Genomic DNA, 11,274 nt, shown 5'->3' with positions numbered 1-11,274 from the left:
TGGTAATATGTTATTTAAACATCCAGATTGGATACATTCAGGGCATTCCGGTAGATGAAATCACGCCGGGGCTCCACCTGATCTCCCATGAGGGTGGTAAATATGATATCCGCCTCCACGGCATCTTCCACTCTCACCTGCAAGAGGGTGCGCTTATCGGGGTTCATCGTCGTCTCCCACAACTGCTCCGGGTTCATCTCGCCCAGACCTTTGTACCGTTGCACCGCTAAACCTTTTTTACCGGCAGTCAACACGTACTCTACCAGTGCCGTCATGCTGGGCAGGAAGATTTGTTGTTCTCTTTGTCGGGCCGCTGCCGGAGCTTCATTGGTTACGTCGCCCTCGGAAGGAGGAACGACTGCTTCGCCGTTCTCCAAATCCAGGCTGTAGGGAGGGGCGCCGAGCACCTGTATCTGGCTGAGCTGCGTCCTCAATTCAGCAAATTTAGGCGACCGGAAGATGTCCCGATCCATGGCCGTGGTAAAAACCTGGCCATCCCGTAAGACCTGAAATAACATCCGATAGATGCCATGTTCAGGATCGATCTCCAGGGTGGAATCCTGTATGTCCGCATCCATCGCCACCGTCCTGGCGGCTAGTGCTTTCATTTTGTCGCCCTGGCGAAAATCTTCATCCTTAAAATCCGGCTGGTCCGCCAATATTCTCAATACTTCCCGGTCTTTGCCTTCCTTGGCAAACTTATCCAGGATCGCGTCAATGCGTAATATTTTTTTAATAAAGCCCATCAGACGATTGCCGGCCAAGGCGGTGACCTGCCCGTTGCCCGTGAGGAAACGAATCTTACTGATGCCGTTTTCCAGAACGTAGGTTTTCATTTCCTCTTCATTGTGGATATAAAGCTCCCGCTTTCGGTCCACGATCTTGAAGAGCGGCGGCTGGGCGATGTAGAGATAGCCGCGTTCAATGAGCTCCCGCATCTGGCGGAAAAAAAAGGTCAGGAGCAGGGTGCGGATGTGAGAACCATCCACGTCGGCATCGGTCATGATGATGACCTTGTGATAGCGCAAGCGGCTGACATCATATTCTTCCCGTCCGATGCCGGTGCCCAGGGCCGTCACCATGACTTTGATTTCCTCATTTTCGAGCATCTTGTCGAACCGGGCCTTTTCAACATTCAAGACCTTGCCCCGGAGCGGCAGAATTGCCTGGTTCTTTCTATCTCTGCCCTGTTTGGCCGACCCACCGGCAGAATCACCTTCCACAATATAGATCTCGCTGCGCGCCGGATCCCGCTCCTGGCAATCAGCCAGTTTCCCCGGCAGCGCTCCCACCTCGAGGGCGCTTTTCCGGCGTGTCAACTCCCGGGCTTTTCTCGCCGCATCCCTGGCACGGGCCGCATCGAGACACTTGCTGAGCAATTGTTTGGCGACGGCCGGGTTTTCTTCCAGATACGTGCCAATTTTATCATAGACTACCCATTCCACCAGGCCCTTGACCTCGCTGTTGCCCAGTTTGGTCTTGGTCTGACCCTCAAATTGGGGATTTTTAATCTTGACGCTGATCACACAGGCAAGACCTTCGCGCAAGTCTTCGCCTTTGAGCGATTCCTGACCGGCCTTCCATATCTTGTTGCTCGTGGCATAATTATTAAAAACCCTGGTTAGAGCGGAACGAAAACCGATCAAATGCGTGCCGCCTTCTGTAGTATTAATGCTGTTGGCGAAGGCAAAGAGGTTTTCCGCGTACGTATCGTTATACTGCAGAGCCACTTCAACAAAACAATCATCCTTGGAACCGCTGATATAAATTGGGCTTTTATGCAGCACTTTTTTACTACGATTAAGATACTCCACAAAAGACACAATGCCGCCATTATATAAAAATTCACTCTTCTTGTCCGTACGCTCATCCAGCAGGGTGATGGTCACCCCGGAATTGAGAAAGGCGAGCTCGCGTAGCCTGTTAGCTAAAATATCAAAATTAAATTCCAACTCCTCAAAAATGGTGTCGTCGGGCTTGAAGGTAATTTTTGTGCCCCGCCCTTTCGTTTCACCTGTCTGTTCCAGCGGCGCCAAGGGAACTCCCTGACAATAGTTCTGCACGTAAACCCCGCCATCCCTTTTGACTTCCAGCTCCAGTGCAATAGAAAGGGCGTTCACGACCGATACCCCTACGCCATGCAAACCGCCGGAAATTTTATAACTGTCGTTAGAAAATTTCCCCCCCGCATGGAGCATCGTCATTACCACCTCGGCAGCCGATATCCCTTCCGACTTGTGCATATCCACGGGGATGCCGCGGCCATTATCTTCCACCATGACACTGTTATCAACCCTGATCACTACGGCAATCTTATCGCAGAAGCCGGCGGCCGCCTCATCAATGCTGTTATCAACCACTTCATAGACCAGATGGTGGAGACCTTCCTTGCCTGTACTGCCGATGTACATGGCCGGCCTTTTCCGGACGGCCTCCAATCCTTCAAGTACTTTAATACTATCTGCATCATATACATTTACATCACTGCTCATGCTCTCTCATACCTCTCGTTTATTTTACAATTTTAGCGGCATCACAATACACGCGTAGCGATCATTGCCTGCCCCCCTGACGACGCTGGGTTTGTTATTGACGCCTATTTCAAGGGCCACATTCTGTTCATCAATGACTTCCACGGCATTCAAAAAGTAGCCGATGTTATAGCCCACCACTATTTCCTCTCCACTATACTCTATCTCTATCTCATCGGTCGCCTCACCCACATCATCATCTTTAAATTTCAGCTCCATCAGGTTATTTTTGAGAGTCACCACCACCCCCCCGTAACCTTCGCTCGATATTACATTAATGCGCTTCAATGCGTGCAGTATTTTGTCCTTCTCAAGTGTTACGACGATGCCTTTTTCCTGGGGAATCACGCGATGATAATCAGGAAATTCAGCATCTATCAAGCTGACCTTCAAAACAACTTCCATGCTTTTGATAACACACATATTTCGCTCTACACCCAGCGCGATATCACCAATATTTTCCTCAAGCAACTTCTTGATTTCTACCAATCCCTTGCGAGGTATAATAATTCCCTTGGGGAACAGATTTGACATCTGCTCCCGTTCTTTTCCCAAGGGTATTGATGTAACTATAGCCAGACGGTGACCGTCCGTTGCTACCATTCTCAGGATATTCGCTTCCGGCTGGTTTTCCATCTCCAAATAAGCGCCGGTCAAATTAGGCCGCGTCTCATCGGTGGAAGTAGCAAAAAAAGATTTAGTAATCAGTTCCGTAAAAACTTTGCTATCCAGTTTGAATAACGGTAAGTCTTCATCCTCGGCAACACTGGGGAATTCCTCGGCCGACATGCCACTAATGCGGTAAACAGCCTTTTGGCAGGAAATGGTTAATAAATTAGCGTCATTTTTTTTAACCTTGACTAATCCATCCGGAATTTCCCGCATCATTTCATATAATTTTTTTGCCGATACGGTGACCTCCCCTTCCGACAATACCTCTGCCGCGTAATGGGAAACCAGAGTTATCTCAATGTCAGTGGCAATAATGGTAATTTTGTTACTGTGGACGCGCAGCAAGACATTGTTCAGAATGGGCATGGTCGTTTTCTTTTCTACAATGCCTAAAGTTTTTCTGATGCCCGCTAAAAGGGTGTTTCTCTGGATATGAAATTCCATGATTCTATGACTCCTTTCTTATTTATGATTTCCTATTATAAAAGTATAGTAGTAGTAAAATAGGCTGTTGATAATGGTTAAAATTAGAAATAATCATATTGTATCAATGTATTACATGAAATTAGTATGTGGATAGACTGTGGCCGGGGAATGTTGATAACTGTCAGGTTATGTTGATAACAAAATTGGACTAATAATTTAGCAAGCCAATCAGTCATTGTTTATCCTTTGCGAAGCAGATCGCCCAGATTTTGCAGCGTAGTTCGGGTGTTTTCATCCACGTCTCTTAACTTCTTAATTTTATTACAGGCATATATAACCGTAGAATGATCTCTGCCGCCGATTTTCAGGCCAATATCAGGGAAAGAAGAAGAGGTGAACTGTCGGGCCAAGTACATGGCGATTTGTCGCGCAAAGGCCAGGTTCTTATTTTTTTTCTCTGATTTCAGGTCATGAATCTTCAATCCGAAATGATGGGCCACAATCTTGACTATATCTTCGATGGTGATTTTTTCTTTTTCGGTCTCGATGATCTTCTTTAGCACTTCCTGGACCAGGGTGATATCAATTTCTCGTCCCGTCAGAGAGGCATAAGCGGCCATCCGGATCAGATATCCTTCTAATTCCCTGATGTTGGATTCGGCGCGGGAGGCCATATAGTGTGCCACATTGCCCGGCAGGACAATATTGTTTTCCTGCGCCTTTTTTTCTACAATGGCGATTTTGGTTTCAATATCCGGCGGTTGAATATCGGCAATCAGCCCCCATTCGAAGCGCGAACGTAATCTTCCTTCTAAATTAGGAATATCTTTGGGGAATTTATCGCTGGTAACGACAATTTGTTTACCGGAATCGTGGAGCGTATTAAAAGTATGGAAAAACTCTTCCTGCGTTCTGTCCTTGCCGGCAATGAACTGAATATCATCAATCAGCAGGCACTCGATATGGCGGAATTTTTCCCTGAATTTCGGCATCTTGTCGTAACGGATGGCATTCACCAGTTCGTTCATAAATGCCTCCGCCGATATGTAAAGTACGTTCAGATGCGGATGCAGGGCCGTGATCGAAAGGCCGATAGCGTTTAGTAAATGAGTTTTCCCGAGGCCCACCCCCCCGTAGATAAAAAGAGGATTGTAGTTTTTTGCCGGTTTTTCGGAAACAGCGACCGAGGCGGCGTGGGCAAATTGATTGCTGGTGCCAACTATAAAGCGATCAAAAGAATAATGCTGATTGAGGGACGGGTTGATCCTGTGCGTTGACTGTTTGGCTGCCGAGTTGCTGTCGTGCTTACTGCGGCTATTATTTAAAGTTTCAGGTGTTTTTTCCATGGGTTGGGATATTTCAAAACTAATTTGGATGGTCGTTCCCACCAGAGACGTCAGGCTATCCTTAATCAGTGTATGATAGTTGTCTTCCAGCCAGTCTTTAAAAAACCGGTTCGGCACGGATAATATTATGCTGTTATCCTGCAACGTGGCTATCCGTATCGGCCTGATCCAGGTATCAAAGTTCTGTTGACTAACTTTTTCCTTAATAATATTAAGGCTTTTTTCCCACAATAGATCCAATTTACCAACACCTTATCAACAACATCAATAATATTGCGGCAGTGGGGACAGATTGCAAATCAGCCCCTCCCCCAGATTTAATCTGCCCCCGTGAGAATATTCATCAGGCGGTTAAATTCTTCCTTGCCGGAAAATATAATCTCGATTGCACCCAGTTTTTTACCGTATTTGATGCGCACCTTCGCCATCATGCGGGCCGACAGCTTCTTTTCCAGTTCCACAATCTGGGGATCGGCAGGCGCCTTCGTCCGTCCGTCCGGTGCTTCCTTAAGACTTTTTATCAGACGTTCCGTCTCGCGGACATTTAAACCTTTTTTAACAATAAGATGCAGAACTTGCATCTGCTCCTGGGCCGAGTTGAGCGCCAGGAGCGAGCGGGCATGGCCGGGGGTAATTTTTTTTTCTATCAGAGACGTCTTGGCTTCCGGAGGCAATTTCAGGAGGCGCACGGTATTGGCAATAGTGGATCGGTCCTTGCCCACCCGCGTGGAAAGATCTTCCTGAGAAAGGCCAAACTTGTCCATCAGGGTCTGATAAGCGTTGGCCTCTTCTACGGCGTTAAGCTCCTCACGCTGAATGTTTTCCACCAGGGATAGCTCCGCGACTTCCATATCTCCTGCTTCCCGGATAATAATCGGCACATCTTGAAAACGCGCCGCCTGTGCCGCCCGCCAGCGCCGCTCGCCCGCGATAATTTCATAACCCTTCTCGGTTTTTCTCACGACGATGGGCTGGATGATGCCGGATTGCTTCAGGGAAGCAACCAATTGCTGTTGAGCTTCATCATTAAAGTCCTTGCGGGGCTGAAAACGATTCGGGTAGAGTTCCTCTATACCACAAATTATAAACGTTGGCCTCGTATTTAGATCGTCAACAGCAGAAGACAAGATTGCCCCCAGACCCTTGCCGAGTGAGTTTTTCTGCGGCATCTATAGCCTCCCGTTGGAAAGTATTTCCTGTGCCAGCTCCATATAGGCAATCGCACCCCGCGACTTGATATCATAAAGGATGATCGGCAAGCCGTGGCTGGGACTCTCGGACAGCCGGACATTCCTGGGGATGACGACATTAAATACCTTATCGCCAAAATATTTCCTCACATCTTCGCTGACCCGCCGCGACAGCAGATTTCTGGTGTCATACATGGTCAAAAGGATACCCCCGAGGGTCAGGGAGGGATTCAGTTTGGCCTTGATCAACCGGACAGTATTGATCAGGTGCCCCAGACCCTCCATGGCGAAATACTCGCATTGCAGCGGCACAATTAGATAATCAGAGGCCACCATCGCATTGACGGTCAAAAACCCCAGCGAGGGGGGACAGTCAATAATAATAAAATCATAAACAACATCCAACTGTTGCAATAGAGTGCGCAGTTGCTTCTCGCGATTCTGGATAGCGACAAACTCCACCTCCACGCCGACCAGATCGCGATTGCAGGGTACGATGTCCAGATTCGGCACCGCCGTGGGCAGAATGACATCTCTCAGGGGCAGGTCGCCGATCAAGGCATGGTAGAAATTTTTTTCTCTGATCAGGTCCTGATTTACGCCTAGGCCGCTGCTGGCATTGCCTTGTGAATCGCAATCAATCAAGAGGGTCTTCTTTTCCGCCGTGGCAATAGAAGCGGACAGATTGATGGCCGTCGTCGTCTTGCCGACGCCACCTTTTTGATTGGCAATACATATAATTTTATTCATTATTTTTCAGGTATGAAAATAGTTCCTTTATCGAGCTGAATGGTAGCCTCAATAGCATAAATTGATATTTTTATATATAAGTATTTTCACGGCGGGGAAAGTGCAGCAGATCATGCTTTTCACGGCTTGCATTTTATAAAAATGTCTTGTAGAATCTTAAAGAAGGAGGTCAATTATGCAAACAGCCGTAACAAAACGCGGACAGACGGTTATCCCCGCGGCCATCAGGAAGCGTTACCACATAACCGGCCAGGTGCATCTGGCCTGGCTCGATGACGGCGAGACAATCCGTGTCGTCCCGGTGCCGCTGGATTCTGTCGCGTCTCTGCGGGGACGTGGGCGCGGTCAGAAGCTGGTTGACCGTCTGTTGACAGAACGTCGCGCCGATCTCGTCAGCGAGGAAAAAACCTGAGATGTCGCCGGCGACCGCATTGGAAACTAATGTTTACCTTCTGGACACCTCGGCGCTTTTGACCTTCATCGAGGATGAAGAAGGAAGCGATCGCGTGGAGACGGTCCTGAGGCTGGTGGGAACACTGCTGCCCTGGCCGGTTCTGATGGAGACTTACTACATCAGCCTCCGGGAAGCAGGGCGGGCGGAGGCTGATCGCCGTTATGCCCTCATCAGACAATTGCCGGCGGCAATTCTGTGGGACATGAATGAGCAGATCCTCTTGACTGCGGCCCGGCTGAAGGCGGAACATCATGTGTCGTTGGCGGATGCTATTGTTGCCGCATATGCCATCCAGAACCAAGCGATCCTCATTCATCAAGATCCGGAATTCGAAGCCTTAGCCGGCCTTCTGCCGATGGAGGCGCTGCCTTACAAAGCAAAATAAATATGCCATAATTGTCAATGACGATTAACAAATTAACGTGCAATATGTAAAGTCAGCTTAACAGAGTATATTCCGAGTATATTCCGGGGACATAATACAATTTACCATTGACATCCCCCTGTGAAACTGTTAGCATTCCCACCATGGCTCGAATATCTCGAATAATCGCTGTCGGTCATCCGCACCACCTAACCCAGCGGGGTGTCCGTTCTATGGCTGTCTTCCAGAGCGATGCGGACAGGCTCTGCTACTTGCAGCACGTCAAGGAAGAGACAGAGCGTTTCGGGGTGGAAATTCTCTCCTGGTGCCTCATGACAAATCACGTCCACTTCATCGCCGTGCCCAGGGAAGAGACATCTTTTGCCCGAGGTTTCGGAGAAGCCCACCGAAAATATACCCGCATGAAGAATTTTGCCGATGGCGTGCGCGGCTATCTTTTTCAGGGGAGATTCAGTTCCTGTGTGCTCGATGAGCGCCACCTGATTGCTGCCGCGCATTATGTGGAAACAAATCCCGTTCGTGCCGGCATGGTCAAGGCAGCCTGGGACTATCCCTGGTCCAGCGCCGCCTATCATACCGGCCAGGCTGAAACGGATATCCTGGTTGCCGACAGGACTTTACTGGGCCTTGTTGAGGATTGGCAGACGTTCCTTGCGGATGCGGAGAATCGGCAGCCGGAAGCGCTTCGCCTGGCAACGAGGACAGGCCGCCCGGCGGGAGATCCATCATTCATCGCATCGCTTGAGCACTTGACCGGCCGCACTCTAAAGCCCGGGAAGCGGGGAAGACCAGTGAAGAGCAAGCCGGAAAATGGTATTGTGCGCCCGGAACAAATTGCGCCGCGACAGAAAAAAGCGAAGGGGGTTATTCCATGAGCGGAAAATGGGAAGTGGCCGGCATTCTGGCGTTGGCAATAGTCAACCTGCGCGTGAACCCCGGATGCGTAATCGGTGCTGCTGGAGACATAAGGCCAATTGCCTGCAGGGGAATGCCATTAAATGGTATTATGTCCCCGGAATATCCAAAGTAAAATGAAAATAGAAAGACTTGGTTATAGTTTTGATTATCCTGATGAATGGATTGAAGAATTACCTCTTCCAAAGATACCTTCAATACAGGAACATTATTCCTTTGAACCATCACCGGAAGTTCTTCTTATAAACATTTTGGAAATATATCCACATATAAGAGGTTATGGAGTTCCAATTTTTGGTGATAAGGAATTATAAGAGGTATTGAGAAGGGTGATTTTATCCCTCCTGTCAATGTCGTAAAGAATGATTGTAATAGTTCATATAAATATGGACTTACAGACGGGTGTAAAAGATTACATTGTTCTGTTATGGTTGGATTTACAAAAATACCTGTAATGTATAATGAGAGTTATCTTCCGTGATTAATATATTTCATCAAACCAGAGGACTTATGAAAAATAAATCCAAATATCTTTTGATATTATTGACTATTATCATTGTTTCGTTTCCTTCAATCTGTTTTTCAAAACCGAAAACGATTCAAGGTGAATATTGTATGGTATATACAGGTGATATGAATAATAAGGATGAATTAAAGAAATTCACAGATTCACTAAGGATGAAGTCAATAGAAAATGGTATTGTTAAGTCAAAAACGGATTGGAGAAGACCCGAAGATTGTGATATAACTCATATCATGGATGTCATTGATAATTATATGAAGATTAAGGTTATTAGTAATACAAAAGTTGGTAGGAGAATGTGTGAAAAAGTGAAAATCACTTTGGACCAAGACATTATAAATCAATACTTCAAAGAATTAGACCGTGATCTGGAACCAAAAAGACGAATTCAAAAAATAAATGAGGAATTAGAAGGTAAAATAAGAACTCGTCGGTTACAAGAAATTGATAATTCAACAAAGAATTGTGAATGGTGTTGGGATTTGAGTGTTTCTCTTCATAAAATTTCCCTTCAAGATAAAAAAGACATTACAGTTGGTATCATCTTGGATGTCAAAATTAACAATTTAGATGAACGTAGTAGGGAGTCTGTTGAGAATAGAGAGGAAAATCTATTTTACGACCAAATTGAATGGAATAATATTATCGAACTTGGAGAAAAATACAAAGTAGTCGAAAGAAAACATCTTAAAAAAATATTGGATGAACAAAAATTGTCATCATCAGGTATCACAGACAGTGAGACCTTCAAATTAGGTAAAATCTTAAATCTGGATATAGTTGTCCTCAGAATGATTTATGATAATAGTCAGGTAACAAAGGTTTTGAAGGTTGATACAGGGGAAGTCTTGTTATCCAAGAGTTATTATGAGAACATTTTACCTTTCAATGTTTCTTCCTCTTCAATCAAGGAAAATTACAAATTTCAGGAGGAATGTGGAAAACGATGTGAAGAAGTGTTTAAAAACAAATATGGTGGTGTAGGTCAAGTAACAATAAATACTGAAAACGGATTTATGGTAATTAACCAACGTAACCACTATAATTATAAACTGAATAAATGTTTTCATCTGGTTAAAACTGATTATTGTAATAAAAAAAATGTAGTAGAATATAGTATAAAAGAATTATCGGATGTAAATGAAAATAGAACCTTTGGAGAATCCTTATATTTTTTCGATACTAAACACTTTTCACATTGTTATGTTGGAAATAAGGATTGTAAATCTGAACGGGAATGGAACTTACTAATAAAACCTTACATGGAAGAATGATAAAATGTAAAAGTCAAGCACTTACCGGACAGTCAGCTTCTCTCCGGGGCGATGCTTAAGCTGCTTGTTTCGTCGTTAGTTGCTCTTTGATAACCTTGCCCATTTCTATTGTTTCTATTGGCCTTTTGCCCATATTGCGATACCCGCGATGAGGCCTTTCGTAATTGTAATAATTGAGCCATCGATCCAGATCTTCTTGCAGTTCCTCTACTGTAGTATTCCGGGGACATAATGCCAATTACCGGTGATTCAATGCCATTAAATGGTATTATGTCCCCGGAATATCCGCCCGACGCAATACTTCGGAGGCGTACCGGTAGAGATCTGGCATTTCCACATCGGCGGCTACCAGGTCTGCGAAAAATGGCTCAAGGATCGCTAAGGCCGTAAACTGACCTACGAAGACACCCGCCACTACCAGCAAATCATTGTGGCCCTGAACGAAACCATAAGTAAAATGAGGGCCATAGACGCAATCATCAAACAACAGGGCGATTGGCCAACCGCGTTTTCGGAGGCAACACATAGGCATGGCGAAGAAATGTGAATTACCGTCCTCTCGACAGCTCTGTTGCGTTGGGAGATCGTGAAGAGGTAATTGGAATGATTCATAAAAAGCAGATGGTGCGCGAGGAGATGGCCGGGCATAAAAACAGTGCAATCGTGCTGCGATATTCCGGGGACATAATACTATTTACCATTGACATACCCCTTTGAAACTGTTAGCATCCCCACCATGGCTCGAATATCTCGCATAATCGCTGTCGGTCATCCACACCACCTCACCCAGTATGTAGGGTGCGTTAGC

The 11,274-nt window shown here is 46.2% G+C and carries 12 protein-coding genes and 1 pseudogene; 7 read left to right on the top strand and 6 right to left on the bottom strand.

Annotated elements, in window-relative coordinates; genetic code table 11:
* Window positions 1-14 precede the first annotated feature (14 nt).
* The 5 genes from gyrB to NT140_05880 all read right to left on the bottom strand — a co-directional run bounded on the left by gyrB (window position 15) and on the right by NT140_05880 (window position 6,915).
* A complete protein-coding gene (gene gyrB, locus NT140_05900) occupies window positions 15-2,492 on the bottom strand; it encodes a DNA topoisomerase (ATP-hydrolyzing) subunit B (GenBank protein MCX5831405.1) in 2,478 nt (825 codons plus the stop codon).
* Between the two features lie 24 nt (window positions 2,493-2,516).
* A complete protein-coding gene (dnaN, locus tag NT140_05895) occupies window positions 2,517-3,647 on the bottom strand; it encodes a DNA polymerase III subunit beta (GenBank protein ID MCX5831404.1) in 1,131 nt (376 codons plus the stop codon).
* 221 nt (window positions 3,648-3,868) lie between these two features.
* Window positions 3,869-5,215 (bottom strand): chromosomal replication initiator protein DnaA, encoded by a 1,347-nt coding sequence (gene dnaA, locus NT140_05890; protein ID MCX5831403.1) that lies wholly within the window; start codon window positions 5,213-5,215, stop codon window positions 3,869-3,871.
* 77 nt (window positions 5,216-5,292) lie between these two features.
* Window positions 5,293-6,144 carry a ParB/RepB/Spo0J family partition protein gene (locus tag NT140_05885; GenBank protein MCX5831402.1) on the bottom strand — a complete coding sequence of 284 codons (852 nt, stop codon included), beginning with the start codon at window positions 6,142-6,144 and terminating at the stop codon, window positions 5,293-5,295.
* The gene (locus NT140_05880; GenBank protein ID MCX5831401.1) at window positions 6,145-6,915 is read right to left on the bottom strand and encodes an AAA family ATPase; all 771 of its coding nucleotides are present in this window, start codon (window positions 6,913-6,915) and stop codon (window positions 6,145-6,147) included.
* Between the two features lie 175 nt (window positions 6,916-7,090).
* Here NT140_05880 and NT140_05875 point away from each other — a divergent pair, with 175 nt between their 5' ends.
* The 6 genes from NT140_05875 (at window position 7,091) to NT140_05850 (ending at window position 10,466) form a co-directional block, all read left to right on the top strand.
* Window positions 7,091-7,327, top strand: a complete 237-nt coding sequence (locus NT140_05875; GenBank protein ID MCX5831400.1) for an AbrB/MazE/SpoVT family DNA-binding domain-containing protein — start codon at window positions 7,091-7,093, stop codon at window positions 7,325-7,327.
* A 1-nt stretch (window position 7,328) separates the two neighbouring features.
* Window positions 7,329-7,754 carry a PIN domain-containing protein gene (locus tag NT140_05870; protein ID MCX5831399.1) on the top strand — a complete coding sequence of 142 codons (426 nt, stop codon included), beginning with the start codon at window positions 7,329-7,331 and terminating at the stop codon, window positions 7,752-7,754.
* A gap of 143 nt (window positions 7,755-7,897) precedes the next feature.
* A complete protein-coding gene (locus NT140_05865) occupies window positions 7,898-8,629 on the top strand; it encodes a transposase (protein MCX5831398.1) in 732 nt (243 codons plus the stop codon).
* Entirely contained in the window at window positions 8,626-8,784 is a 159-nt protein-coding gene (locus NT140_05860; GenBank protein MCX5831397.1) for a hypothetical protein, read from the top strand. Before NT140_05865 ends, NT140_05860 begins: the two co-directional genes overlap by 4 nt.
* A gap of 1 nt (window position 8,785) precedes the next feature.
* On the top strand, window positions 8,786-8,983 hold the full coding sequence (locus NT140_05855) for a hypothetical protein (GenBank protein MCX5831396.1): 198 nt from the start codon (window positions 8,786-8,788) through the stop codon (window positions 8,981-8,983).
* 196 nt (window positions 8,984-9,179) lie between these two features.
* Window positions 9,180-10,466, top strand: coding sequence for a hypothetical protein (locus NT140_05850; GenBank protein MCX5831395.1), 1,287 nt, complete (start codon window positions 9,180-9,182; stop codon window positions 10,464-10,466).
* A 55-nt stretch (window positions 10,467-10,521) separates the two neighbouring features.
* On the opposite strand, the pseudogene NT140_05845 reads toward NT140_05850, so the two are convergent.
* Window positions 10,522-10,684: pseudogene (locus tag NT140_05845) on the bottom strand (IS481 family transposase).
* 44 nt (window positions 10,685-10,728) lie between these two features.
* Here NT140_05845 and NT140_05840 point away from each other — a divergent pair.
* Complete coding sequence (locus tag NT140_05840) at window positions 10,729-10,848, top strand: hypothetical protein (protein ID MCX5831394.1); 120 nt, start codon at window positions 10,729-10,731, stop codon at window positions 10,846-10,848.
* Window positions 10,849-11,274 lie beyond the last annotated feature (426 nt).

It is taken from the genome of Deltaproteobacteria bacterium (genome assembly GCA_026388415.1).
GTDB lineage: Bacteria > Desulfobacterota > Syntrophia > Syntrophales > JACQWR01 > JAPLJV01.
Note: the sequence above shows the minus strand (reverse complement) of the source record. Positions and strands in the feature narration are given on the sequence as shown.